Source organism: Haloarcula sp. JP-L23, from assembly GCF_011602445.1.
Classification (GTDB): Archaea; Halobacteriota; Halobacteria; order Halobacteriales; family Haloarculaceae; genus Haloarcula; species Haloarcula pellucida.
The window spans coordinates 3139000-3164803 of sequence record NZ_CP050014.1; the positions used below are offsets into that span (position 1 = coordinate 3139000).

At 66.7% G+C, this 25804-nt stretch carries 26 protein-coding genes, 1 tRNA gene and 1 pseudogene; 11 read left to right on the forward strand and 17 right to left on the reverse strand.

From position 1 onward, the window contains the following. The first annotated feature begins 58 nt into the window (after positions 1–58). Complete coding sequence (locus G9465_RS16465) at positions 59–472, forward strand: hypothetical protein (protein WP_166971934.1); 414 nt, start codon at positions 59–61, stop codon at positions 470–472. Beyond that, positions 469–1371, forward strand: a complete 903-nt coding sequence (locus G9465_RS16470; RefSeq protein WP_166971937.1) for a hypothetical protein — start codon at positions 469–471, stop codon at positions 1369–1371. Before G9465_RS16465 ends, G9465_RS16470 begins: the two co-directional genes overlap by 4 nt. Positions 1372–1413: 42 nt before the next feature. Here G9465_RS16470 and G9465_RS16475 read toward each other — a convergent pair whose 3' ends face one another. After that, on the reverse strand, positions 1414–1686 hold the full coding sequence (locus G9465_RS16475; RefSeq protein ID WP_166971939.1) for a hypothetical protein: 273 nt from the start codon (positions 1684–1686) through the stop codon (positions 1414–1416). Positions 1687–1791: 105 nt separating this feature from the next. Between G9465_RS16475 and G9465_RS26290 the strand changes: the two are divergent. From G9465_RS26290 to G9465_RS16495, 4 genes and pseudogenes are all read left to right on the forward strand, one after another. Then, positions 1792–3161: pseudogene (locus tag G9465_RS26290) on the forward strand (phosphoribosylglycinamide synthetase C domain-containing protein). Between the two features lie 57 nt (positions 3162–3218). Continuing rightward, a complete protein-coding gene (locus G9465_RS16485; protein WP_166971941.1) occupies positions 3219–3464 on the forward strand; it encodes a hypothetical protein in 246 nt (81 codons plus the stop codon). Between the two features lie 97 nt (positions 3465–3561). After that, positions 3562–4566, forward strand: a complete 1005-nt coding sequence (locus tag G9465_RS16490; protein WP_166971943.1) for a DUF368 domain-containing protein — start codon at positions 3562–3564, stop codon at positions 4564–4566. Between the two features lie 75 nt (positions 4567–4641). After that, positions 4642–5352, forward strand: a complete 711-nt coding sequence (locus G9465_RS16495; protein WP_166971945.1) for a hypothetical protein — start codon at positions 4642–4644, stop codon at positions 5350–5352. Positions 5353–5387: 35 nt separating this feature from the next. Here G9465_RS16495 and G9465_RS16500 read toward each other — a convergent pair whose 3' ends face one another. The 4 genes from G9465_RS16500 to crtD all read right to left on the reverse strand — a co-directional run bounded on the left by G9465_RS16500 (position 5388) and on the right by crtD (position 9779). Continuing rightward, positions 5388–6491 carry an NADH:flavin oxidoreductase/NADH oxidase gene (locus G9465_RS16500; RefSeq protein ID WP_166971947.1) on the reverse strand — a complete coding sequence of 368 codons (1104 nt, stop codon included), beginning with the start codon at positions 6489–6491 and terminating at the stop codon, positions 5388–5390. A gap of 66 nt (positions 6492–6557) precedes the next feature. After that, positions 6558–7421 (reverse strand): bisanhydrobacterioruberin hydratase, encoded by an 864-nt coding sequence (cruF, locus tag G9465_RS16505; protein ID WP_166971949.1) that lies wholly within the window; start codon positions 7419–7421, stop codon positions 6558–6560. Beyond that, positions 7414–8295: a prenyltransferase gene (locus G9465_RS16510; protein ID WP_166971951.1), complete on the reverse strand. Its 882-nt coding sequence runs from the start codon at positions 8293–8295 to the stop codon at positions 7414–7416. Before G9465_RS16510 ends, cruF begins: the two co-directional genes overlap by 8 nt. Then, positions 8292–9779 (reverse strand): carotenoid 3,4-desaturase, encoded by a 1488-nt coding sequence (gene crtD, locus G9465_RS16515; RefSeq protein WP_166971953.1) that lies wholly within the window; start codon positions 9777–9779, stop codon positions 8292–8294. The genes G9465_RS16510 and crtD overlap by 4 nt, the downstream gene beginning before the upstream one ends. 146 nt (positions 9780–9925) lie before the next feature. Between crtD and G9465_RS16520 the strand changes: the two genes are divergently transcribed. Both G9465_RS16520 and G9465_RS16525 read left to right on the forward strand, forming a co-directional pair. Next, on the forward strand, positions 9926–10618 hold the full coding sequence (locus G9465_RS16520; protein ID WP_166971955.1) for an SDR family NAD(P)-dependent oxidoreductase: 693 nt from the start codon (positions 9926–9928) through the stop codon (positions 10616–10618). 46 nt (positions 10619–10664) lie between these two features. Beyond that, on the forward strand, positions 10665–11537 hold the full coding sequence (locus G9465_RS16525) for a ZIP family metal transporter (protein ID WP_166971958.1): 873 nt from the start codon (positions 10665–10667) through the stop codon (positions 11535–11537). 9 nt (positions 11538–11546) lie between these two features. Here the strand turns inward: G9465_RS16525 and G9465_RS16530 are convergent, their stop codons facing one another. The 8 genes from G9465_RS16530 to G9465_RS16565 form a co-directional block, all read right to left on the reverse strand. Continuing rightward, on the reverse strand, positions 11547–12464 hold the full coding sequence (locus G9465_RS16530; protein ID WP_193571711.1) for a hypothetical protein: 918 nt from the start codon (positions 12462–12464) through the stop codon (positions 11547–11549). A gap of 65 nt (positions 12465–12529) precedes the next feature. Next, positions 12530–13066 (reverse strand): NUDIX hydrolase, encoded by a 537-nt coding sequence (locus G9465_RS16535; protein ID WP_166971961.1) that lies wholly within the window; start codon positions 13064–13066, stop codon positions 12530–12532. A gap of 24 nt (positions 13067–13090) precedes the next feature. Then, positions 13091–13414, reverse strand: a complete 324-nt coding sequence (locus tag G9465_RS16540; protein WP_166971966.1) for a transcription factor S — start codon at positions 13412–13414, stop codon at positions 13091–13093. 32 nt (positions 13415–13446) lie between these two features. Next, positions 13447–13971, reverse strand: coding sequence for a hypothetical protein (locus tag G9465_RS16545; protein ID WP_166971969.1), 525 nt, complete (start codon positions 13969–13971; stop codon positions 13447–13449). Continuing rightward, the gene (locus G9465_RS16550) at positions 13964–14884 is read right to left on the reverse strand and encodes a ribbon-helix-helix protein, CopG family (RefSeq protein WP_166971972.1); all 921 of its coding nucleotides are present in this window, start codon (positions 14882–14884) and stop codon (positions 13964–13966) included. The genes G9465_RS16545 and G9465_RS16550 overlap by 8 nt, the downstream gene beginning before the upstream one ends. 96 nt (positions 14885–14980) lie before the next feature. Beyond that, positions 14981–15817 carry an HTR-like protein gene (locus G9465_RS16555; RefSeq protein ID WP_166971975.1) on the reverse strand — a complete coding sequence of 279 codons (837 nt, stop codon included), beginning with the start codon at positions 15815–15817 and terminating at the stop codon, positions 14981–14983. A 150-nt stretch (positions 15818–15967) separates the two neighbouring features. Then, positions 15968–16933 (reverse strand): beta-ribofuranosylaminobenzene 5'-phosphate synthase family protein, encoded by a 966-nt coding sequence (locus G9465_RS16560; RefSeq protein ID WP_166971978.1) that lies wholly within the window; start codon positions 16931–16933, stop codon positions 15968–15970. Between the two features lie 59 nt (positions 16934–16992). Then, positions 16993–19161 carry a glycoside hydrolase family 15 protein gene (locus G9465_RS16565; protein WP_166971981.1) on the reverse strand — a complete coding sequence of 723 codons (2169 nt, stop codon included), beginning with the start codon at positions 19159–19161 and terminating at the stop codon, positions 16993–16995. A gap of 173 nt (positions 19162–19334) precedes the next feature. On the opposite strand from G9465_RS16565, the gene ilvD reads away from it, so the two are divergent. Continuing rightward, a complete protein-coding gene (ilvD, locus tag G9465_RS16570) occupies positions 19335–21065 on the forward strand; it encodes a dihydroxy-acid dehydratase (RefSeq protein WP_166971984.1) in 1731 nt (576 codons plus the stop codon). Between the two features lie 171 nt (positions 21066–21236). Here the strand turns inward: ilvD and G9465_RS16575 are convergent, their stop codons facing one another. After that, entirely contained in the window at positions 21237–22241 is a 1005-nt protein-coding gene (locus G9465_RS16575) for a hypothetical protein (protein ID WP_166971987.1), read from the reverse strand. A 140-nt stretch (positions 22242–22381) separates the two neighbouring features. Between G9465_RS16575 and G9465_RS16580 the strand changes: the two genes are divergently transcribed. Further along, positions 22382–22624: a hypothetical protein gene (locus G9465_RS16580; protein WP_166971990.1), complete on the forward strand. Its 243-nt coding sequence runs from the start codon at positions 22382–22384 to the stop codon at positions 22622–22624. A 457-nt stretch (positions 22625–23081) separates the two neighbouring features. Further along, positions 23082–23411 carry a hypothetical protein gene (locus tag G9465_RS16585; protein WP_166971992.1) on the forward strand — a complete coding sequence of 110 codons (330 nt, stop codon included), beginning with the start codon at positions 23082–23084 and terminating at the stop codon, positions 23409–23411. Positions 23412–23477: 66 nt separating this feature from the next. Here G9465_RS16585 and G9465_RS16590 read toward each other — a convergent pair. The 3 genes from G9465_RS16590 to G9465_RS16600 all read right to left on the reverse strand — a co-directional run bounded on the left by G9465_RS16590 (position 23478) and on the right by G9465_RS16600 (position 25803). Continuing rightward, positions 23478–23548, reverse strand: a tRNA-Pro gene (locus G9465_RS16590). A 71-nt stretch (positions 23549–23619) separates the two neighbouring features. Next, entirely contained in the window at positions 23620–24810 is a 1191-nt protein-coding gene (locus tag G9465_RS16595; RefSeq protein WP_166971994.1) for a carboxylate--amine ligase, read from the reverse strand. Between the two features lie 102 nt (positions 24811–24912). Beyond that, positions 24913–25803, reverse strand: coding sequence for an RNA-guided pseudouridylation complex pseudouridine synthase subunit Cbf5 (locus tag G9465_RS16600; RefSeq protein WP_166971997.1), 891 nt, complete (start codon positions 25801–25803; stop codon positions 24913–24915). Position 25804: the final 1 nt, after the last annotated feature.

Here is a 25804-nt window from a genome sequence, read left to right on the forward strand (position 1 = left end):
GAGGCCACTTCGCCCCGTCCGGAGAAAGACTTATTTCAACGTACTTGAAACTGAAGGCGTGTTCCGTCGCTCGTTCCTGACGGCCGCGTCGGCCACCCTCGCCGGCTGTGGGCTCACGCCGTCGCCGCCCTCCACCGAGTCGTATCCCGAATCGCCACCCAACGTCCTCCTCTCGTTCGAGTGGGTCGCCGAGGCGGCCGCCGTAGACGTCACGTTCGTCCGCGGGAACCGCGTGACCGCGGCGAACACCGCCGAACTGCTCGTCCGCTCCGCCGAAAGCGACCGCACGACGGTCTGGGTCAGTCGCGAGCACGACGCCGAGAGCGAGTATCCGTTGACACCCGGCGCGACTCTGCGTCACTCGCTGGGTGAGACGTCCGGCGTCAGGGTCGTCTGGGCCGCGCCGAACGGGAGGAAGCGGTCGGTCCTCGCGGCCGCTGACCGACCGACGCCGACGGAGAGAGAGGGATGAACCGACGGCAGTTCCTCGCCGCGAGCGGCGGAGCAGTGGCTTCCCTCGGCGGATACCTCGGTCTCCGAGTGGCCGACATCCGACCGTACGACCCCGATCCGCCGTCTGGCGAGACGCCGCGGGAGCGTATCGTCGCGGCGGCGCGCCACCGCTACGCCGCCGACCACCGCGCCCTGACGCGGGTGCGAATAACCGAGGATTCGGCGGGGTCGGCCGGGTACGACGCGGCGTGGTACCGCGAGAGCCACCAGCACTCCCAGCGTCGGCACACGCACGTGTTCACGACGCGCCAGCGACCGCCGGGCCGGGTTCCGACGCCGTTCTACGGCCTGCTGGGTGTCTTCCACTGGGGCGTGGTCGACACCGACGACCTACCACACACCTCTATCGTCCACTTCACCGACGGGTCGGTCCTCGCTAGCTGGGACGCCCCTACGCTGACGACGCCGACTGAACGTCCGAATCTGGCGAGTGACGCCATCCGCGGCGCGACTCGGGGGGCGGAATCGGGCATGGGTGGCGAGTGGATTCGGCCCCATCGGACGTCGTGGACGTCCGGCGACGGCGACCGGGCGTTCGTCGTCACGGACCGTGACGGCTACGCACAGGTCGTCACGCTTCCGTTCGGGGCTGGCAACCTCGCACCCGACTGTCGGGTCGAAGTGACGCTCGACGACGCGGGCCGTCTCGCCCGAATCGTCGACGACCGAGTGCTCGTCCTCCGACCGTCGGGAGACGACCCGGAACGAGTCGCCGACCGTCCCCGGACCGTCGGCTACCGCATCGTCACCGAGTTCGACGAGTACGGCGCCGCGACGGCACCGCGACCGAGGGGCGAGGCCGAGACGACGGTCCGCGCGCGGCTTTCGAGTCTCCTCACCGACGTTCGACAGTACTAGCGGGTGGAAAATCTGGTCGTCGGGAGCGCGACGCAGGTCGTCTCAGACCCCTTCGAGCCCGGAGCGGTACTCGTTGATGGCGTCGTCGGCTTCGTCGATGGTGTCGGCGACGTCCTCGCCGTCGCCCGAGGAGACGTCGTTCAGCGCCGACTGGATGCGAGCGAGACGGCCGTGGTCGGGACCCTGGTCCGCCGTCGAGAGACGGTCGAGTTGGTCGGCGAGGTCGCCGAGTCGCTCGCTGGCGTCGTCGCTGGCGGTGTCGTCGGCGGCCGATTCGAGCAGGTCGCTTGCTGTCGCGAGTTCCTCGCGTGTCATAGTCGAACGTTCTCCCAACGGGGATAAAACGGTTCCCTTGGTGCAGAATGTTGCACCTGTCGCTGACGGGCGAACGTTTAGGCCGTAGGCGCGTCCACGTCGTGTATGGCGAACGTCCTCTTTTGCTCGCTGGACGCCCCGCTCATCGCCGACATCGCGTGGCGCGTCGGGCGAGAGGGTCACGACGTGCGGTACTTCATCAGCGACCACCACCCGGCCGAACGGGAGATTGGCGATGGGTTCGTCACCAAGAGCGAGGACTGGCGGGCCGATCTGGAGTGGGCCGACGTCGTCGTCTTCGACGACATCTGGGACGGCAGCGACCTAGGTACCGGCAAGATTGCCGAGGAACTGCGCGCCGATGGCCACGCCGTCGTCGGCGGCACCGAACTCACCGACCGACTGGAGGACGACCGGGGGTTCGCGATGGAGACGCTGGAAGCGTGTGGCATCGCGACGCTCCCGCACCGCGAGTTCGAGAGCTTCGAGGCCGGTATCGAGTTCGTCCGCGAGAACCCTGCGCCGTACGTCGTGAAACCGCTCGGCGAGGTCCAGAACGTCAAGCGCCTGCTGTACGTCGGCCGTGAGGACGACGGGTCGGACGTGGTCTCGGTGCTGGAGGCCTACGAGAAGGCGTGGGGCCACCGGATGAAGGGGTTCCAGTTACAGCGACGCGTCGAAGGCGTCGAGGTCGCCATCTGTGGCTTCTGCAACGGCGACGGCTTCGTCGAACCGATAAACGTCAACTTCGAGCACAAGAAACTGTTCCCGTCGAATATCGGCCCGTCGACGGGCGAGATGGGGACGAGCATGTTCTGGACCGACCGCTGTCCCCTGTTCGAGCAGACCCTCGGCAAACTGGAACCGCTGCTCGCCGAGGAGGGGTACGTCGGGAGCATGGACGTCAACTGTATCGTCAACGCCGACGGGGTGTATCCGCTGGAGTTTACGCCTCGCTTCGGGTATCCCGCTATCTACATCCAAGAAGAGGGATGGAGACGCCATCGGCGAGTTCTTCGCGGCCATCGCGAACGGCCGGGACCCCGACTTGCAGGTCCACTCCGGGTATCAGGTCGGCGTCCGTGTGTGCATGCCCCGTTCCGTACGACGACGAGAAGCTGTTCGACGAGACCACTCGGAACGCGCCCGTCGCGCTGGACGACGACTCGGTGCGCGAGACGTACCACATCGAGGACGTCAAGCGGATGCCGGTGGGCGAGGACACCCCCGCCACAGCGGGTGCCGTCTACCCCGACGGCCAGTGGCGCGTGGCCGGAACCTCGGGCATCGTCCTCGTCGCCACCGGCAAAGGCGAGACGATGCGTGAGGCACAGGAACGGGCGTACGACCGGGCGCGCAACGTCCTCATGCCGAACTGCTTCTACCGGACGGACATCGGCGACCGCTGGCACACCGACGCCAGCGACAGACCCGGCGGCGACGGTGATCGCTTGCAGACGTGGGGCTACCTCTGATTCGGCACGCGCCGAACGGCCCCCTATGTAGCTGTGGCACCTACCCACACTCGTCCGATGGACGCGACACACGACGCCGACGAGTTAGACGTCTCGCGGTCAGAACACGACGACGGCTGGACCGTCGCCGTCGACCTCCACCCCGTCGACGACGACGCGGTGACCGTCGAACTGCTCGGCGACACCGCCGTCGTCGCCGTCGACACGGCACTCTATCACACGGAGTACGACGTCTCGCTCCCGGCCGCCGACGGGACGGCGTCGCTCAACAACGGCGTCCTCGTCGTCTCCGGGGACGCCTGATTCGAGCGCCAGCCCGCAGTCCGAACCGCCCCCACAGCGCTGTCGCCGTGGCGTGACTCCACAAGAGATTTCAGCGCGATAGCGGTACGACTGGGCAATGACCGCCGCCGACCAGACTGCCGACACGTCACCGACCCTCCGTGGCTCCGTCCCCCCGTTACGGGAGTGGGCGCGGACGTTCGCTATCGGTATCTGTATGGGGAGCGCCGACGCCGTGCCGGGCGTCTCCGGGGGGACCATCGCCCTCATCGCCGGCATCTACGGCCGCCTCATCGCCATGATCACGGCCATCACGCCGGATCGCATCTGGCAGTTCCTCACCGCGTTCGTACCGACGAACGGCGGCGTCTCGGTCCGGGACGCACTCGACGTCTGGGACGAAGTCGACGGCTGGTTCGGCCTCGCACTCGTGGCCGGCGTCGCAACCGCCGTCGTCGTCGTCACGCGGGCCGTCCACGTCCTCAGCGAGAACGCCCCGACGCTCCTCTTTGGTTTCTTTTTCGGCCTCATCGCCGCCTCGGCTATCGTCTTGCTCAGAGAACTCAGCTTCGAGTCGGCGTTTCAGGTCGGCGCCGCAGTCACCGGGTTCGTTCTCGCCTTCGTCCTCTCCGGTCCGACGCCGTTTCTCGCCAGCGACGGTCTCGTCGTGGTGTTCGTCGCCGGTGCCGTCGCCGTCAGCGCCATGATTCTGCCCGGCATCTCCGGGTCGCTCCTGCTCGTCATCCTCGGGCAGTACACCCGGATGTCGGACGCGCTGAGCAACTTCATCGACTCGCTCATCGGCCTGCTGGCTGGTGGCTCGCTGGCACAGGTCGTCGAACTCGGCACCGTCGTCGTGACGTTCATCCTCGGCGGTCTCGTCGGCCTGTTCACCGTCTCGCGGGCGGTCCGCCGCGCGCTCGACCGGAACCGCCGGGCGACGATGGCGTTCCTCGTCGCCCTCGTCGTCGGTGCGCTCCGGGCGCCAGTGTTCGAGGTCCGCTCCGAGGTCGGGTTCTCGACGGACGTGCTGGTGGCCTTTGCCGGCGCGGCCCTCGTCGGCGCGGCGCTCCTGCTCGTGCTGGACTGGTACGCCGTCGACTTAGACCTCGACTCGGTGTGAAGAGCGGTGTGTCGGCTTTCCAGCCCCATATGACAATTCGACAGAAATTTTGTTTGTCGTTTTGAGGGGCGGGGTATGAGTATAGATATCGGGGGGTGGCTGAATGACTTCGCTCCGCAGCGAGATGGGGCGGATTGGGGGATAGCCACTTTCCTGCTCGCAATCGTGGCATTGGGCGTAATGGACTTCAGCTGGCCGCCCGTCACTGGCGTGTCTGCATCCGATTCTCTGGCGATTCTCACAGCGTGCACTGTCTTCTATGGGCAGTACCGCTTGCGACATCCTGATAAGGCTACTCGGCCGGCTGTTCGGCCCGAGTACGGAGCGGCCCACTCCGACGACCTGGACGGGTACGGATTGAAGAATTTCGGACCTGGTCCGGCGCTGTACTTGCAAATCAAAGTAAGCATAGACGGCGACGGGCGAGACTACAAACTGCTGCGACCGAAGGAGCGACCAACGCATCTCACAGAGGGTAAGTATGTCAGTCTCACCGACCCCAATTCCCGAGGGAACGAGCGCTCGCTGGCGTCGCTCGTCCGGGGGAAAGACGACGACGCGGAGATTCGCTTTCACTACACGTATCTCTCACAGTCAGGCGTCCGTGAGCCCCTGCAAGCCAAACAGGTGGCAAAGGGCGACAGCGACGATATTCTCGATGAGTTTCCTCTATCGGAGGACTCGGAAGACTCAGAGGACTCGGAGAACGACAGCGCCCGAAGCATTGAGGTTCGCACACTCAGAGGGGAAGTCGTGGTTGAGCGAGAACAGGGCACTGTAGACTGAGCTTCTATATTACACGGAGTCGTTTGTAGCCGCTCTCAGAACCCGAACGCGCGCCGGTACTGGGGTGGCCCCTCGATTTCGTCGGTCGCATCGAGCGCCTCGGCAGCGTGCATCGCGAAGTAGGGGTCCCGCAGGTGTTCGCGGCCGACGATAGCGAGGTCGGCCCGGTCGTTGGCGACGATGGCCTCGGCCTGTTCGGGCGTCGTGATGCCGCCGACGGCACCGACGGCGACGTCCGAGTCAGTCTCCTCGCGGATGCGTTCGGCGTAGCGCAGTTGGTAGTTCGGCCCGGCGTAGTCGGGGCGCGAGTCGGGGTGGATGCCGCCGCCGCTTACGTCTATCAGGTCCGCGCCGGTCTCGGCGAGGTGGTCCGCGAGCCGCACGGAGTCGTCGACAGTCCACGACTCGCGGTCGGGGAGCCAGTCGGTCGCGGAGATGCGGACGAACACCGGCTTGCCGTCGGGCCACACCTCGCGAACCGCCGCGGTGACCTCCCGAGCGAGACGAGTCCGGCCTTCGAAGTCGCCGCCGTAGTCGTCCTCGCGGTGATTGGTCACCGGCGAGCAGAACTCGTGGAGGAGGTACCCGTGGGCCGCGTGAACCTCCGCAACCTCGAAGCCGGCGTCGCGGGCGCGCTCGGCGGCTGCGCGGAACGAGTCGACGACGCCTTCGATGCCGTCCTGATCGAGTTTCCGGGTCGGCGGCGCGTCGCCGTCCTCGTAGGGCCACGGCTCGCCGCTGGGGCTAACCGTCTCCCAGCCACCCTCGTCCGGCTGGAGCGGGTCGTGGCCCTCCCACGGCCGACTGGTCGAGGCCTTCCGGCCGGCGTGAGCGAGTTGGATGGCCGGGACCGACCCCTGCTGGCGGACGAACTCGGTGATGGGTTCGAGCGCCGTCGCGTGCTCGTCGCTCCAGATGCCGAGGTCCTCCGGCGAGATGCGGCCGCGGGCCTCGACGGCGGTGGCTTCGGTCATCACGAGGCCGGCGCCGCCGACGGCCCGCGAGCCGAGGTGCGTGCGGTGCCAGTCGGTGGCGAGGCCGTCCCGACTGTCACAGGAGTACTGGCACATCGGGGAGACCATCACCCGGTTCGGTATCGTCGTCTCGCGCAGGTCGAGCGGGGAGAACAGCGCTGTCATCGGCGGGGATTGGCGGCGGAGTCGGATAACCGCAGGGGCGAACGTCGTCGTTGCCGGAACCCCGTCCTACCGCCAGACCGCTTTACCGAGGCGCGTCTCCGAGAGGTCGAAGTCGAAGCGGTCGGTCCAGAGCAGGCCCGCGCCCAGCAGGGCCGCCAGCGCGACGGGCACCCAGTTCGAGTAGAAGGCGTTGATGCCGCCCCAGAGGAGGACGAAGCTCACGAGGTCGTCGAGCATGAACTCACACTGTTCGAGACGGCGGCGAAGCCCGGCCCGGTCGAACCCCCAGTCGAACAGCAGGACGGCGACGGTCCCCGAGAGGAGCCAGCCGCGGTAGTTCTGCCACGGGACGCCGTAGAACTGCTGGACCTCGTACTCCCAGAAGCCGATAGCGACGGCGCCGGGGTCCAGTACGAGGTCGACGAGCATGACCGTCGCCAGCGTCGCCAGCAGGCGCGGGAGGTGAGATTCGGCCCGCCGGCCCAGCAACAGGAGGACGAGCAGATAGGCGTTCAGGACCAGCGGGAAGAAGAACACGGGCAGTCCCAGCGGCACCGTCCCGAACAGCATCGGCCCCAGGTCGACGCCGTAGCTGAACTCGCCGTAGGGCCATCCGGTCGTCACGCCGTACAGTTCGATGCCGTAGGAGTACGCCGTCAGCGCGACGAGCGCGAGCGTCGCCTTCCGGTCGAGTAGGGGGAACACACCCGCGACCAGCGGCAGGCGCATGACGAGCGTCCCGAACAGGACGAAGACGGGGTTGAACGCCAGCGGTGGGGGGAGCAGGCCCTCGGCGCTCGCGAGCAGTGTCACCGTGCCGACCAGCGGGAAGACGACGGCGATGGTGAAGCGGTGTTCGCGGACGAGTGCGTCCAGTCGGGCGGTCGCTTCGGTCCGGTCGGTCGGGACCTGCCACGCCCGCTCAGCCATACAGCATCACCCACAGGCCGACGAGCGTGAACGCCATGCCGACGAGGGAGTTGATGGCGGGGTACCACCAGTAGGCCTCGTCGATGTCGACGCCGGCGGCGAGGATGCCGAAGACGAGGCCCGGATAGACGAGCAAGAGCGCCCCGAACACCCAGTGGGTGTAGGTGAAGACGAACGCGGCGGTGAGCCAGCACATCACGCAGTAGTAGTAGGTGTTGGACTCGCCGAGGTACGTCGCCGTCGTCTCGATGCCCGCCTCCCGGTCGGGTTCGATGTCCGGGATGGCCGAGAACGTGTGCATCCCCATCGTCCAGAGCCACGCGCCGGCGACGGCCGAGGCGGGCGGCGCGACGCCCTCGATGGCGGCGTAGGCGACGACGCCGGGGAGGATGTACAGGCCGTTCGACAGCGAATCGAGGAACGGCGTCGTCTTGAACCGGAGCGGCGGGGCGGAGTACTCCACGGAGAGGGCGGCCCACGCGAGCAGTGCGACGACGCCCAGCGTCGGGAGCCACGGCAGGAACGCGGCGGCCAGCAGGCCCGACCCGACGATAGCCGCGACGACGACCGAATCTCCCCGATAGCTGACTTCGCGACCCTCGTCTTTCTTCGGGTTGTGTTCGTCGACGTCCCGGTCGAAGACGTCGTTGACGCCGTAGAGAAAGACGTTCGCGGGGACGGTGAAGTACAGGAACAGCGCGATAGCAAGCGGCGAGAACAGTTCGCCGGGCCCGTCGGCCGCGTAGGTCACCGCGACGACGACCGGACCGCCCTGATACAGCCAGAACCGCGGCCGCGAGAGCCAGAACAGGTAGCCCGGCCGCGTGTCCTCGGAGGGGGCGACCTCGCTCAGACGGTCCGTGACGGTGCTCATTCGTGGTTATCTATGAGGCGCTGTGCGGTGTGTTCGCCGCTGATGAGACACATCGGGACACCGATACCGGGGGTCGTGAACGACCCGGTGAAGTAGAGACCGTCGACGGCCGACGACCGGTTGTTCGGGCGCAGGAGTGCGGTCTGGCGGAGCGTGTGGGCCAGACCGAGTGCGGTGCCCTCGGTAGCGTTGTACCGCTCGCCGAAGTCCGAGACGGAAAACTGCTTCTCGTAGACGATTCGGTCGCGCAGGTCGACGCCGGTGTGGTCGGCGATGTCGGCCAGAATCTTCTCGCGGTACTCCTCGCGGATGGCCTCGCCGTCGTGGAGACCCGGCGCGATGGGGACGAGGACGAACAGGTTCGAGTGGCCATCCGGGGCGACAGAGGGGTCCGTCTCGCTCGGGACACAGAGGTAGTAGGCCGGTTCGTCTGGCCACTCGGGGTCCTCGAAGATGTCGTCGAAGTGGGGTTCCCAGTCCGTCGGCAGGACGAGCGTGTGATGTTCTAAGGGGTCCACGTCGCCCTCGACGCCCATGTACATCAGGAAGGCCGACGGTGCGTACGTTCGCTCGTCCCAGTAGTCGTCGTCGTACTGTCGCTCGTGGTCGGGCAGGAGTTCGCGCTCGGTGTGGGCGTAGTCGGCGTTGACGAGTACCTCGTCGGGGTGGAGCGTGTCGCCGTGGACCGTCTCGACGAGGAAGCCGTCCTTTCGGCGGGCGATCTCTCGGACCTCACTGTCCGTCTCGTAGGTGACGCCCAGACTCTCGCCGAGTTCGACGAGGCCGTCGACGACGGCGCCGATACCGCCGTCGGGGTAGTAGACGCCGAGGTTGAAGTCGACGTGACTCATCATGTTGTACAGCGCCGGCGTGTTCTTCGGGGACCCGCCGAGGAACACGAGCGTGTACTGCATTATCTGCTGGAGTTTCGGGTGCTCGAAGTAGTCCTCGACGTGGCCCTGCATCGACCCGAGCAGTTGCAGGCCGATCGGTGCCGCCGTCATCACGTCTAAGTCCACCCAGTCGCGCAGGGTGGAGCGGTCCTCGTAGACGAACTTGTTCATCGCCGTCTCGTAGTGCTGTTCGCTGGTGGCGAGGTACTCGTCGAACGCCTCCGCGGCGCCGGGTTCGTACTCCTCGAACTTCTCGCGCATCTCGTCGTCGTTGCCGGTGACGTCGAGCTGGTCGCCGTCCTTGAAGAAGATGCGATAGTGTGGGTCCAGTCGGGTCAGGTCGTAGTAGTCGCTCGGTTCCTTCCCGAAGTACGCGAAGAACCGCTCGAAGACGTCGGGCATGAGGTACCACGACGGGCCCATGTCGAACGTGAACCCATCAGCCTCCAGACGGGAGGCGCGGCCGCCCAACTGCTCGTTCTTTTCCAGCAACCGCACGTCAGCACCGGCGTCGGCCAGATAACAGGCGGCCGACAGGCCACCGAATCCGCCGCCGACGACGACTACCTCTTCTCCGGACACCTCACTCATTGTACGTCTCTGAGGCCCGGACGGACAATAAACACGCGGCCAAACTGGATTGGTGTGATAAAGTGAGGCACGGGCCGAGGTTCCGATAGGTCACACCGACTCAACCAGTGACAACGGAGATGTGAGTGGGGCCCGAACACGCCCCCATGGACGACACGACAGTCGTCGTCACCGGCGCCAGCAGGGGCATCGGAGAGCAGGTCGCACGTGCCGTCTCGGCGGCCGGCGGACACGCCGTTATCTGTGCCCGCCAAAAGGCCGTACTGGAGGCGGTGGCGGACGACATCGCCAGCGACGGCGGCGCGGTCACCGCGATGCGGGCCGACGTCCGCGACGAGTTCGACGTGGAGCGCCTACTGGAGACGGCGGCCCGAGTGAACGGGCGCGTCGACGCCGTCGTCGCCAACGCCGCCGTCTACCACGGCGAGGCCGGTGAGACGCCGCTCTCCGGAGAGTCCTACGCGGCGTTCGACGACCACCTCCGGACGAACGCTCGCGGCGTGTTCGCGACGATCCGCGAGGCCGTCCCCTACCTCGCTCCGGACGCTCGAATCGTCGTCCCGACGGGGGCCGTCGGCCGACAGGGGATGCCCGGATACGGCTCCTATGCCGTCTCGAAGGCCGCGGCGGAGGCCGTCGCCCGCGGGTTCGCTGCCGACCTCGACGTGCCCGTAGGCGCCGTCGACCCGGGGAAGGTTGGAACTGACCTCTCCGGGAGCGGTGGCCGTGACCCCGCCGACGTGGCCGAGATGGTGCTGTGGGTGCTCACCGACGCCCCCGCCGACGACCTCGACGGCGCGGTACTCGACTGGGGCGACTACCGCCGAGCGACCCGCTGACCGGTGACCGACGGATTTATTAGTAATACCCCGATTTCAGTAACTAATGCCTATTAACGGATCTTCCGCAGTTAATAAGAGCGTGCGACCGTCGCTCCTCGGCGTCGCGAGCGTCGTCGGCCTCCTCGCACTGTCGGCCGTCGGCGCTACCGGCGGGTTGCAGAAGGTGCTGGTCATCTCGTGGGTCGCGTTCGCGGCGATGGGACTCGGTGCGTGGCTCGGTGCCCGGGCCGCCCGAACGAGCCCCCACAGCCTCGTCTGGGGGTACGGTCTCGCGAGCGGGGCGATGGTCACCTCGGCGGCGATGTTCCTCGTCCCGCAGGCGATGGGGCTGGGTACCGCCGCTGGAACGCCTCGCATCGGCGGTATCGGCATCGCCGTCGGTATCGTCGCCGGCTACGGCACCCACACCGTCGGCCACCGACTGACACACGTCGACACCTCCTTCGATACGACGACGGCCGCCATCGCCGCCCACGCCCTCTCTGCGGGCCTCATCATCGGCCTCGTCTACGGCACGATGCCGACGCTCGGTCTACTGCTCGGTCTCGCTATCGTCTCGCACAAAGGCCCCGCCGGCTACGCCGCTGCTCGTCGCCTCAACCGCAACGGGAAGACCGCGACGTCACTGTTGCTCCCGGCCGCCGGCGTCGGCCTGACCGCGATTCCGTCGGCGCTCCTGCCGGTGCCACAGACCCCGGTGGTAAACGCGCTGGTCTTCGGCTTTGCCGCCGGCATCTTCCTCCACGTCGCGATGGACTTCCTCCCGAACTGCGAGGCCGGCAGCGAAATCGACGAAGTCTGCTCCCTGCAGGAACACTCACACGACCTGCTCGACGAACTCCGGACCCACGCCGTCGGGTCGACCATCGGCGGGGCGGCGCTCGTCGTCCTCGCGTGGGTCGTCGTCATGCCCTGAGCAGGCCGCTCACTCCGCCAACGTCGCGGTGCCCCCGTCGGTCCGTCCGAGCGTTCGCGTCTTCCCCGTTTCTGTCGTGATCTCAGTGTCGGTCGCCGTCCCCGCCTCGGCCGGCGAGATAGTCAGACTGGCGTCGTTGTCGCCGTCGGCTGCGTCCAGTCGGTAGACGGCCTCTCGGGGCGGGTCGGCGACGTAGGGGTTCTCGGCATCCAACTCCCGCGTCGTGGACGCACCCGGGTCCAGTTCACCGACGATGCGTGCCACCGGCGCGTACGCGACGCGTGGCCCGGTCCGATTCAGCGCGAGGGCGTACCGGCCGGGTCGGTCGCCCTCGTTGGTGACCCGGACCCTGACGGTCGGGTCGTCGTCTGCCGCCACGCTCGTCGGGCCGTCGAGGGCGACCGAGAAGGACGGGAGTGGGGCTTCGAGCGACGCCGTCACGCTCGTCGGGAACGGTACCGCGCCGTGGTCCCACGTGAGGCGAGCGTCGCTGGCGTCGCCCGTCTCCGGCAGTTCGAAGACGAGAACCCCGTCGCTCCCGTCGCCGTAGCCGGCACCCCACTCGCCGTTCCGGTAGAGACCGCTGGTGAACGCCATCGGTGTGTACGTCGACCCGTCGAAGCGGACCGCGAACGCCGAGCGGTCGGGCAGAGGGCCGTCGACGGCGACGTCGACGAGGAGGTACTGGCCGGCGTCGGCGAAGACGCCGATGGAGTCGGGGCTGTTCGGTGCGACGACGCCGGGTTGGACGACTACCGAGGCGAGGTCGACGGTCGGAATCTGGTCGTCGTGCGTGCCGCTCTCGGTCGTCCGTTCGGGGACCGGCGTCACAGTCTCGTCGGCCGGCACGGAGTCGGGAGTCAGGTCCAGACAGCCACTGCCGGCGACGAGCGAGCCACAGAGCGCGAGGAGGGTCCGGCGGCGCATACTCGTGACTACCCCCGTCCGGTGTAAGTGCTTTCAGAAAGGTTCGGCCGCGTTTTGAGCGTCCCTCAGGCGGACTCGTCCGGGCTTCGCGTGGCGGGAATCTCGTGTAACGCCTCGGGGACCGTCTCGAACCACTTGGCCTCCAGCACCTCGTCGTCGCTCACGTCGATATCGCCGCCGCTCGCCTCGGCGTCGAACTCCACGGTCAGCATGTGGAGGCGCCGGTCGGCGTCCTCGGCGTGGACGATGGTCTTCCAGCGCGCGTAGTATAGGCCCGTCAGCGTGCAGTCGACGCCCGTCTCCTCGCGGACCTCACGGCGAGCGGTGTCGTCCAGCCCTTCGCCGGGTTCGTGACCACCGCCGGGCGTGCCCCACGTCTCCGGCGCGCCCCGATGTTTGATGAGCAGGACTCGCCCGTCATCGTCGGTGACCCACGCGCCGGCGTCGCCCAGCCACCCCTCTTCGGCGAGTTTCTCGCCCCGTGCGAAGAAGTCGGGGTCGTTGGTGACGGTGTCGCGCCGGACGGGCACCTCGCCGTAGGCGTCGACGAGGCGTTCGAGTTCCGCACGGACCGTCTCGCGGGTCCGCGATTCGAGTGTCATGGGGGATGGCAGGCCGGGAGTGGCTTAGTTGTACTCCCGCCAGCGGTAGCCACACTCCTGGCACTTGAAAAAGCGCGTCGGCGGTTCGTCGGCGGACCCGGTCTGTTTGATGGTGTACCACGCCTTCCCGTGGCCACACTCCTCACAGGTGACGTCGTCGGCCGTCGGTTTGCCCTCGAAGTCCGCGCCTTCCTCCGTCTCGATGACGTCGTCGTCGCTCTGTTCGGCCGTGCTGACGAAGTCGGCGGCTCTGTCCTCGTCTTTCGCGACGCGAGCGCCACAGGACTGACAGACCATCTCGTCGCCGTCGGCGTGCATCATCGAGCCACAGTCGTCGCAGAACTGCATGCCCGGCTATCCGCGACGCCGACAAAAAGACGTTACTCCTCGTTGCCGAGTTCGCGCTGCTCTGCGACGACCGGACAGTTCAGGAGGCGAACCGTCTCCATGTCGACGAACTCCAGAATCTCCGTCCCTTCGTGCGTGCACTGGACCGCCGGTGGCTCGGCGAAGTGCTCGCACTGCTCGCAGTAGCGGTGTTTCGATACGTCGGCGTAGCGCTTTCTATCGGACGGCGGCGTCGGCGAGTCGTCCTCGCCGAGCGAGTCCCACACTCCGTCGGGGTCGACCGACCCCACGTCCACCGACTCGAAGACGCTCTCGGCGTCGCCGAAGGGGTCGCCGTCACGGTCGCCCATGCCAGAGAACGGGTCCTCGGGCATCGCGTCGCCGTCGCCGGACTCCGCGTCTAGAGTCGCGTCGGCCATCGGGTTCTCGGCGTCGGATGGTGGCACCTCGTCACTCGCGGACGGGTCCTCGGGCACGTCGAAATCCTCGAACGGGTCACCGGGGTCCTCGGGCACGTCGAAGTCCTCGAACGGGTCCTCGGGGTCGTCCTCACTCATCGGTCGGGCCGGCCTCCAGTTGGGCGGCGGTCACGAGTCGCGCTTTCTTGCGGATGATGCCTCCTTCGGGGCGGACGTCAGAGACGGTCGACCCACAGTGAGGACACTGCGGGTCGGTCAGCAGACCGATGTCGACCGACTCGCCGCAGTTCTCACAGGACGCCGACGAGATGCCCTCCTGTGCGGCGGCGCGCTTGATCCGGTCGACGGCCTTCTGGTGGGCGTCCCGGCCGCCCTGGTCGTCGCGCAGGTCGTTGACGACCCACGCGACGCGGGTGAGTTTCTCTTCGACGTCGTCGATTCGGTCGTCGACGCCCTCGATGTGGCGCTCGACGTCGTCGACCCGGGCCGACTGGTCGGTGATGTCGTCTTCGAGTTCCTCGCGGGCAGCGGCGAGTTCCCGGTGTAACGACGTCACCTCGCTTTCGAGGTCCTCGATTGCGGCTAACGCCTCGTGGTCGTGGTCGGCCGCCGCCTTCCCGTCGAGTTCCCGTTTCAACTGGACGACGCGGCTTCTGACGTCCTCTATCTTCGCCTGAAAATCGTCCTCGACGGACTCGAAACGGGGGTCGAGGCGACCCTCGACGGCGTCGGTGATGTCGGGCAGGCGGTCGCCGACGGCGGATTCGACGGCTGGTGGTATTCGCCCGTCGATGGCGTCGTCGACGGCGGCGGCCACGACGGCGTCTAGCCGGTCGCCAAGCGCTTCCTCGACGGCCCGGTCGACGTCGGACAGCGCGGCCATCGACTCGGTGTCGTCGCGGTCCGTCGCCACACGGTACGACGCCAGCAACTGGTGGACGAGTTCCTCGCGGTCCACCCCGAGTGTCGCCGCTCGCTCGTCGAGCCACTCGTCGAGTTCCGGCGGCAACTCGACGGTGACGGCCCCCTCCTCCGTCGACTCACTGGCCATTACATACCATCTTATGAACTAGGTAGTTAAGGGTTTGCCGCCTATTTCAGCCGGCGAAACCACCATCGAAGACCGCGATACGGCGTGAATACCGACTCATCGAATCTTGCGCACGTCGCTGATGTCGAACCCGGCGTCGCCGAGTTCCGTCTCGAACTGGACGATATCCTCGTCCTCTATCTGGGAGAGGACGCCGCGGAACTGCTTGACGACGAGCGTCCGGGCCCGCGTCGACCCGCCGGACTCCCACGAGAACTCCATCGTGCCGTGGGCGGCGTCGCTCAACTGCCCCTGCCGGGTGCCAGAGAGCGTCTCGTAGTTGAGGTGCAAGAGGATGAGCCCACCCCACTTGTGGGCCGCCTTCTGGAGGCCCGCGACGAGAAAGGTGATGTCGGCCCAGTCGATGTCCTCGCCCATGGCGCTGACGAGGTCCGACAGCGAGTCGATGACGACGAGGTTGCCCGCGGCCACGTCGCTGAGTTTCGACCCCAGTGCCCCCAGCAGGTCGTCGCGTTCGTGTCTGGCCCGCAGGTCCTCGATCTTCGGGGTCTGCTCGGCGTACCACGACCGCGGCACCGGACTCATGTGGAAGTACCGCTCGGACATATCGTGGAACTCGATCCCCGAGAGCGCCGTCTCTAGCAGGTCCTCGTCCATCGCGAGTCGCATCTCCGAGGCCAGTTGCTCCCCGCTTGCTGTAAAGGAGATGTAGTGGACCTCTTTCGGCGGCAGGGCCGTCTCCGACGGGCCCCCGTAGTAGAGGTCGTACATCTCCTCGTCGACGCGGCTGAGTCCGTTGATGACCGCACTCGTGTGCATGAACTCCCGCGACCCGGCCCCCGCCTCGCCGGCCAACAGGACGACGCTACCGGCCGGTGCGCCGCCGTTGATGATGGCATCAAGTTGCTTGACACCGAACGGGATACGCTCCATACACGCATTGACCCGTGTGGTCGCTTAAACGCTTGCCCTGCTAGCGGTAAGTGTGTCTTACCGTGGTGCTACCGAGAGGTGCTATCAGTACAACCAGAACGCCTCCTATCAGTCCACCCGTCCGGCCGTCTCGCAAGCCGGAGCGCCGTCCTATTCGTCCAGTGTTGCGCCCGTATTCCGTGGAGCGACCACGTGGACGTCGCCGCCGACGCCAGCGGCGTCGAGGGCGGTCCGGCCCGCTTCCCGGGCCGCGTCGACGCCGTCGGTGTCGGTCAGGCCCCACACCGTCGGCCCCCACGAGGACTGGCCAGCGCCGGTCACGGCCGGTTCGGCCGAGAGACGCTCGACGATGGTGCCCGCTGGCGGTCGGTAGACGCCGCCTTGCTCGTCGGCGTACCACGCGCCGTTGAGTCGCCCGAGTCGGGCCGCGGCCTGTCCGAACTGCCGGCGGTCACGGGTCCCGATGGCCGGGAGGAGTCGCCGGGTGAGGAGTGTGGCTATCTCGTCTGCGATGCCGGGGTCGGCCCGTTCGACGGCCTGTCGCATGCTCTGGTCCTCCTCGCTCCCGTGCTGGCCGGGGTCGGTGTCGGGGACGACGAGGACGAACCGCCAGTGGGCGGGCACGTCGTGGCGGGCCAGAATCGGCGGCACCTCCCAGTCGCCCTCGGCCGGCGGTTCGGCGGTGAACCGCTCGGTCGGGTGGCCGCCGTCGACGACGAACCCACCCCGTTCGAACGTGGCGACGCCGATACCGCTCCGGCCACCCCGACCCAGTCTCGGCGCGTACGTGCGGGCGTCGGCCGTCGTGTCGTGGGCGCGAGCGACGGCGACGAGGGTGGCGAGCGCGAGTTGCGTGCCGCTCCCGAGGCCGACGTGTCGCGGGAACCGCTCTTCGACCCGAACGCACACACCCGAGACATCCAGCGCGTCGACGACCCGTCGGACGTACGGTTCGGCGGCCGCGTCGTTGCAGTCGACCACGTCCGCCGGGTGGGCCTCGACGACCAGTCGTGGCTCGTCGAGCGCCAGTCCGACCCCGCCGTACAGTCGTTCGTGTGCGAGCGAGAGGTTCTGGAAGCCAAAGTGGAGTCGCGCCGCCGTGGTGACCGTCGCCATCGGTGGTCCGTACACGACCCCGGTAGAAAAGGGCAGTCACCGACGACGGACCGACGGCTTCAGCTACTGGGCGCGTAGCCAAACGGTGCGCCGCGGACGTCCGCTTCCGTCAGGAGAACGTACATCGCCTGCGACCAGTTGAGGTGGCTGTTCCATCGGACGTTGCCGTCGCCGTCGACCCGTTCCGGCAGGAAACCGCCGGCGGTCCGCCACTGCTCGGCGTGGTCGTAGACGTAGTCCGAGACGGCGTTCGGGTTGCGGCCCTCCTGCCAGCGGGCCACGTCGGTGTAGGCCTCACACAGCGGCCATCCGCCGTCCTCGTCGGCGTCGGTCGGCGTGTAGTCGTCGCCGGGATAGCGGTCGATACACGGCGTGTTCGTCGCGTTCCACGTGCTGTCGATGGAGTCGAGCGTGTCCGATACCTCGACGGAGGTTCCGGAAACGACGTTCCACGGCCAGTGAGCCATGAACGCGGCGGCGTCCGGGATGTCGCCGCGGGTCGCGTCCCACTCGGCGCCGGAGACAGAGACCATCGTCGTCCCGTAGTCGGCGGTGTCGTAGTGGCAGTAGTCGCTGAAGTTAGACGCCCACGTGTCGGCCGTGTTGCGACACTGGTCGGCGAAACTCGTCTCGCCCTTCGCGTCGGCCAGTTCGGCCATACAGCGGAGGCCGGCGATGGCCGCCGCACAGCCCTCGGTCGAGTAGCCCCAGTCTTCCTCCCACGGGTCGTTGTGCTTGTCCACCATCCCGTAGGTGTTGTCGTAGCCCAGCAGGAACTCGGCGGCCAGTTTTGACATCTGGTAGTGGTCGTCGAGGATGGCCGAACTCGTCGACCCGCCGTCTATCTCCTGCCAGCAGAGCCAGTGAACGTAGATGGGGCCGCCCACCTGGTCGACCTGAAGCATCGTCCAGTTCTTCGTCCCGTCGACCTTGTAGTTCTGCCACCACGTCCCCTTGCGATTGATGACGTTGTCGTCGTCGTGGACGACCGGTCCCTCGGCCTCGACCCACGTATCCGTCTTTATCTGGGCGTCGTCGAGCCAGGCGAGGGCGTTCTTCGCCTCGTGATACGCGCCCGCCGAGAGCCACGCTTGGGCCGTGATGGTCTGGTCGCGGGGCCACACGTACGTGTACTGGTCGCCGTGTGGCTCGAACAGGCCTGCGACGCTCGCTCCCGAGGAGTCCTCGCTGGCCTTCATCGCGGTCAGTGACTGCTCGTACATCGCGTCGGCCGTCGCGTCGCCAGTGGGCGCGGAGTGCACCGTGTCGTGCCAGTCCTGCCACGCCGTCTCGAAGTCCGAGTGTTCCGCCGACCAACCGGCGTTCAGCGAGTCGGTGGCGTTCTGGATGGCCTCGCTCTTGCTCGTGCCAAAGCCGACGACCGTCTCCCAGACGACGTTCGTATCCGTCGAGTGCCAGAGTCCACCGCCACAGTCGATGTTGCCGGAGTTCGAACTGTTCTCGTCTATCCACCCGTCGTTGTCCGTGTAGATGTCGTCCCACGCGGTCTTATCGCTGGTCGACCCGACGCGGTGACCGTCCCAACTCGACTTTCCGGTGGACGGTCGGTGCTGGGCGGCCGCGAGATAGTAGTTCCCGTCGCTGGCGACGAAAAACTCGTAGCCGTTCGCGCTCACGACTTCGCCACTGTCGCCGCTGCCCGCCGAATCGCCGTCGTCGATGTCGGGGTTGACCAGCGTGAAGGCGGTGTGCCCGTTTGCCTCGTTGTGCTGGAGTTCGTTCCGGACGTGTAGCGCCGGCCGGTTGGCGCTGACGATGACGTCCTGATAGAGGTCGCTGTAGTAGGAGCTACTGCCCGAAGAGAACTCGAACCAGTTGTGGATGTTCACCGTCGGAACCGTACTCGACTGCACGCTGACCTCGCTGCCGGCCGCGTCGTTGCGGACGTCCTTCGTGATGCCCCAGTCGTCGTCGTAAATCATCACGTGGAGGTCCCGCAGCATCTCGACGTGGAAGTCGAGCGCGTTGACCTCCTCGATGACCGTACCGAACCAGTTTCCGTGGTTGTAGTTCGGGTACTGATTGACCGTCGCAACGGCGTCACCAGCGCCGTTCGGCGTGCCAGTCAGTGCGTCCTTGTCGCTGTCCGCGTAGTTTTCACCTGCCAGTGCCGGCGTCGACACACTGGCAAGCAACCCACCTGCTGCGGCCGATGCACCGATACCTTTGAGGAACGTTCGTCGTTCCAGACCGTTATCCCATGTCATGGTTGCTACCCACTTACTGATGGATTAACCGTTATAAATAATTTACTGAGTCTTGAATTCACTTTTCAAACAAACATTTTCTGGATGAGCGACGGTCCGAAAGCGCCGCCGGCTACCGGGGAGCGAACACGGTAGTCAAGGCGTTTAAGACCACCCGCGGCGTTCCTCGGGGTATGAGCCAGCAGGAACGCCGCGAGCGTTCGGAGAAGGACCCGGACCTCCGGAGTAACGAAGTCACCGAGGGCATCGAGAAAGCCCCCCACCGGGCGATGTTCCGCGCGATGGGCTACGACGACGAGGACCTCGCTTCGCCGATGGTCGGCGTCGCCAACCCCGCCGCCGACATCACGCCGTGTAACGTCCACTTAGACGACGTCGCCGACGCCGCCTACGAAGGTATCGACGACGCCGGCGGGATGCCCATCGAGTTCGGGACCATCACCATCTCCGACGCCATCTCGATGGGGACCGAAGGGATGAAGGCCTCGCTCATCTCCCGGGAGGTCATCGCCGACTCCGTCGAACTCGTCTCGTTCGGCGAGCGCATGGACGGCCTCGTCACCATCGGTGGCTGTGATAAGAACATGCCCGGGATGATGATGGCCTCCATCCGCACCGACCTCCCGAGCGTCTTCCTCTATGGCGGTTCTATCATGCCCGGCGAGCACGGCGGCCGTGAGATAACCATCCAGAACGTCTTCGAGGGCGTCGGTGCCGTCGCCGACGGCGACATGTCCGAGGACGAACTCGACGAGATGGAGCGCAACGCCTGTCCCGGGGCCGGGTCCTGTGGCGGGATGTTCACCGCGAACACGATGGCCTCCATCTCCGAAGCACTCGGGTTCGCACCGCTGGGCAGCGCCTCCCCGCCGGCCGAACACGAGTCGCGCTACGACGTGGCCCGCGAGAGCGGCGAACTCGTCCTCGACGTCGTCGAGAACGACCGACGCCCCTCCGACTTCCTCACCATCGAGAGCTTCGAGAACGCCATCGCGCTACAGGTGGCCGTCGGCGGGTCGACCAACGCCGTCCTCCACCTGCTGGCGCTGGCCGCCGAGGCCGGCGTCGACCTCGACATCGAGCGGTTCAACGACATCAGCGCTCGCACCCCCAAGATTGCGGACCTCCAGCCAGGCGGCGAGCGCGTGATGAACGACCTCCACGAGGTCGGCGGCGTTCCCGTGGTGCTGAAGGCCCTGCTCGATGCCGACCTCCTCCACGGCGACGCGCTGACGGTGACCGGCAACACGATGGCCGAGGAACTCGAAGCCGTCGACCCGCCGAGCATCGACGAGCTGGACGTCGACTACCTCTACCCCGTCGACGACCCCATCCACGAGCGCGGGGCCATCCGCATCCTCTCGGGCAACCTCGCGCCCGACGGCGCGGTCATCAAGATTACCGGCGAGGATCACCTCCACCACGAGGGTCCCGTCCGCGTGTTCGAGGAGGAGTCGAGCGCCATGCAGTACGTGCAGGAGGGGAACGTCGAGACCGGTGACGCCATCGTCATCCGCAACGAAGGGCCCCGCGGCGGCCCCGGTATGCGCGAGATGCTGGGCGTCACCTCCGCCGTCGCCGGACAGGGCCACTCCGAGGACGTGGCGCTGCTGACCGACGGCCGGTTTTCCGGTGCGACCCGCGGCTTCTCGATCGGTCACGTCGCCCCCGAAGCCTTCGTCGGCGGCCCCATCGCCGCCCTCGAAGACGGCGACACCATCACCATCGACATCGACGACCACGAACTGTCGATCGACCTCTCTGACGAGGAAATCGAACAGCGACTTGCCGACCGCGACGACCCCGAACCGACCTACACGAACGGTGTGCTGGCGAAGTATCACCGCGACTTCGGGTCGGCGGCGAACGGCGCCGTGACGAACCCCGGCGCGAAGTGGGACTGAGTCGGCGAGCGAAACCGAGCCTCGTTTTTCCAGCCCTTCGCCGGGCGTCGACAGCGTGACCGACGCGGTCACGAGCGCGTCGCTCTCGGTCGGTCTATCGACAGGACTGCAAGAGCGGTGTCGGCGTCGGTCGAATCGACGGCCGAACCGGCCGTCCTCGAAGGCAGCGCCTTACTCCGCGGCTTCGTCGGTGCCGAGGTACTGCTCGACGTAGTCCTGCCCGCCGTAGCCCACCGAGAGGCCAAAGGCCAGCGCGAACGCCAGTCCCACAGGGAGCACGACCGCGAGCAACAGCAGTCCCAGAAGGGTCGCGTCGACGCCTGCGACATCCAGTGCGATGACGACGGTGAACAGGTAGACGACGGCCTGCACACCGCCGGTGACGAGGGACTCGAACGGCGAGTCAGCGACTTCGTCGACGCCACGGACCACGGTCCCGACGTAGTCGGCGACGATGGCCCCCAGCAGGAGCAACACCAGCGCACCGAGCAGTGTCGGGACGTAACTGACGGCGGCACCGAGTACCCCGGCGACCGACCCGATTGCCAGCGTGGCCGCGACGACGTACAGCGTCACGAGATAGACGTAGTACTCGACGGCGATGCCGGCGAGTCGACCGACGGTTCCCCCATCGGCGTCGACGACGCGGCCGAAGTGCGTCGTCGGGAACGAGTCTCCGAGGTCTGTCCGGTCGACGAGTCCCGGCACCAGCGACCGGACGATGCGCCCCACACCGAACCCGACGACCAGTAACACGGCCGCCGCGACGACGTTCGGCACGTAGCCGATGACGATGTCGAGCAGTTCCTGCAGTTCAGAGAGATTCAGGACGCGAATCGCGGCCACGACGGCCACCACCAGCACCAGATACCGAACCAACTGCCCGGCGGCGGTGGCGACGCCGTCCTCGTCCGCGACGACTGTGCTCGCCGGTGTGTCACCGGCCTTTCCGTCGACGTCGTTTTCGAGCGCCCACTCGAAGACGAACGTGTCGAGACGGTCGGCGACGACGTACCCCACGCCGAGGACGAGCAGCGCCAGCAACACCGTCGGCAAGACCTGCGCGGCGAAGTTCACGATTCCGAGTACGATACTCACGAACAGACCGATGATCGCATCTATCGGTCCGATTCCAGTCTGCAACAGCAGGGATCTTACCCCCGTACCAGAGATCATCTGTGGTAACCCCAGCGTCTCAATCAGACCGGGGTTACAAATGAGTTCTGACACCTATCCAGTGGAATCAAGCGTGTGAGCACCGGACGACCCGCCCGCGAGTCACAACACACGAATGGGTGGAGGTACAATCCCGTCTCGTGTCCGAGACGTACGTCTGTTCGAACTGCCAAACGACGGTCGAGCGCCCGTTCGAAATCCGGTCTATCATCCGGACCTGTGACGAGTGCGGCCGGAACGGCCGCTTTCTCCATCGCTCGCTCGTCGACTCCCTGAACTCGCTTCCCGACGACGAACTCCCCGAAGACTGGGAGTCGATGCGCTTAGACGAGCGGTTCGAGGACGCGATACAGCGCGGCCTCATCGAAATCACGCGGCGATAGCTCGGCTCCCACGTCCCGATTCGGCCGCCGTCGACACACACGAACTGACAGCTGCCGCTCGCAGACTACAGCGGGCGAGTGCCTCACGACGTTTTCGGGCTACCGACGACGACCTACCTGTCAGGTACCTCGGCAACGATGCGTCTCTCGTCGGGGACTGACGCCGCTCCGGAGTTCGACGTTGAACACGACCCCCCGATATCGGCATCGTCGACCCGTACCGCCGCCGTATTGCTCTCCGAACGTATCGGCCAGATGGAGTCCCGCTCCAGCTCGAACTGCGACGGCTTTGCCCTCGAACGGATTGCGTCGGGCGTGGCATCGGATTCCCGGTGTCCCACTCGAATGAAACCGCGGCAGGAGATGAGATATGCGGATCCTATAGTCAGCGTACAATCGTGTTACTAGTTAACGGTCGGAGCGTTTATCACCGTGGTTGTAAAATCACGCCATCCAGATGTCGCTTCAGGACTGCTATCCGAACAAGGCCCCCGCGATAAACGACCTCTTAGACACCTTGAGCCATCATGTTCGGCGGGAAATAATCCACTATTTCGAGGACTGTCTCGAAGAGGATACTGCGGAAGTAGCCGAACTGGTGACCTACATCGAGAAGCGAGTTCCAGACCAATGCCGCAAGCAGGTACGGGTACAACTCCATCACACCCATCTACCGAAACTCACCAGCAGAGGCTGGGTCGACTACGATAGAGAAGCTGAACAGATTCAGTATCACGGCCACGAAAACGCCGAATTCTTCGCCGGAGAGATATACGACATGTTCTGATTCCGATCCGAGCTACGGAGAAACAACGCTGAGCGTACCGGTGTCGGCGTCTGAGTAAAGTTGGAGTGGGACCGCCGAGATTCGAACTCAGGTCCTACCGACCCCATCGGCAGAGGATACCGCTACCCCACGGTCCCGCACTCGGGAGGAGGAGGGTGTTTTAATTAAGGGCTTCGCTTCGGCGGCGCCGTGGTGGGGTGTGGCGCGGTCACGGGAGGTGCGACCGGACGGCCAGACGAGTGTCGCGGACGAACGGCCACGGGTCCGACGGCGAGAGGTAGTCACAGTCGGGGTGGCGGCGGAACGACGCGATGAGGTTCCAGAGCGCCGTCGATGGACTGGGCGGGTCGACCAGTGGGCAGTCGTGTGTCCAGAGGCTGTAGAGATAGGACACCTCACCACGGAGGAGGTGCGTCCCGACGCCCGTCTCGTAGTCGGTGGTCTCGGGCACCGGGTCGTCGCCGGCGAGGCGCCAGAGCACCCACGGATAGTCGACCCCGGCGCGAATGTCACAGGACAGCGAGGCCCAGAGCCGCGGGTTGACCTCCATCAGGAGATACTCGTCGCCGTCTGCTGGGCGACGGAACTCCACTTCCGCAGGGCCGTGCCAGTCGAGTGCGTCCAGCAGCGCGCGTCCGGACCGTTCGAGACGCGGGTCGAAGATGGACTCCCGGTAGACGCTGGCGCCGCCGGTGTACTTGTAGCCGCGGTGCTGGCGAATCTGGCTCGTCAGCACCGGGTCGCCGTGATCGTACAGCGCCCGGAAGGAGTACTCCGTTCCCCCGACGTACGACTGTGCGACCGGCACGTGTTCCATTCGCTCGACGAGCGCCTGTCGGTCGGGTGTCTGGCCCGGTTCGAGGTACACCGTCGACGGCGGCTTGTGTAGGTCGCGTGAGGGGATAGTTCGGTCGTACGCGTCGGTCAGCAGCGCGTACCGCGACTTGACGATACGCTCGCCGGACCAGTCCGTGACCGCGTCCAGCGGTTCGGTCGTCGGGATTGGGGCGTCGGCCGCCGCCGCCGTCGCGAACAGCGACAACCGGTCGTGTGTCTCCCGGACCGTCTCGAACTCCGGCCAGAACGGTGTCACGTGGTCGGCGAACGCGTCGCGGTGGCTCGCGAGGACGAAGATGTCCTGTTCGCGCCCGGGGAGGATAGTTCGGACGTCGGGCCGACGGGCCAGCGAGAGGAGTGCCGCCGCGTAGTCGTCGGGGTCTGTCGGCTCCGGAAGCGGGACGAACTCGTCGCAGTGGCGCGAGCGGGCACTCGGTGGCACGGTGATGTCCGACGCGACGATCGTATCGACCCCGCACCGGCCCAGCGAGCGGACGGCGGCGATACTTCCCGGTGATGCGTTGGCGATGACGACCGCTGCGTGCCCGGTCGATACTCCCATCGGTATCTAGGCGGGGACCACGCAGTAGGTAACTCGGAAATTACCGGCACCGCCGGCCGCCATTCGCGTGGTAAGACCGGCTTATCAGTCAGATTCGAGGCGTCAGACGAGGACGCGTTCGAGTTCGACGACGGTCCCGGCGTCGGCCTCGGGGTCCCCGACCAGCGTGCCGAGACAGACGGCCGCGTCGTCCGGCGTGTAGCAGGCGACGAGTGTCCCTTCCTCCGGCGGGGCACCACCGACCTCGGCGGGACCGACGTCGATGACACCGGGGGCGTACACCGGCGCGCCGTCGGCCACCGCACGGGCAGCGCTGGGGGCGATTGTCACCGCTGGAAGCGCGACGAGAGCGCGTTCCGCTGGCTGGACCACCTTGCGGAGCGGCGTCGCCTCGCCAGCCTCGGCGACGGCGAGCGCGTCGACGAGGTCGTGCATCGTCACGAGGTCGGCGTCGTCGAAGGTGCCTGTGGCAGTCCGGCGCAGGTCGCCCATGTGCGCGCCCGTCCCGAGCGCCAGTCCGATGTCGTGACACAGTTTGCGGATGTAGGTCCCCGAGGCACAGCGCACGCGAAGGAGCGCCCGGCGGTCCTCGCGTTCGAGAACGTCGAGGTCGTGAATCCGTCGGGTCCGCAGTTGCCGCTTGACGGCGCTCTTTCGCGGTGGTTTCTGGTAGATGTCGCCCTCGAACTCGGCGACGACGGTCCCGAAGTCCGCGGGAGCGCGGTCGTGGAGTTCCAACACGGCGACGTACTCCTTGATAGCCTCGTCGAAGACGCGGGCCGCGCGGGCGGCGTCGCCGAGTAGAATCGGGAGACAGCCCGTGACCTTCGGGTCGAGCGTGCCACCGTGGGCCACCCGGTCCTGTCCGGTGGCGTCCCGGACCCACGCGGCGACCTGATGGGCGGAGGGGCCGGGGGGCTTATCGAGGTTGACGACGCCAAAGGAGAGCAGGGCGTCGACGTCGCGGTCGTCGGGTGGGCCACGGAGCGTCATC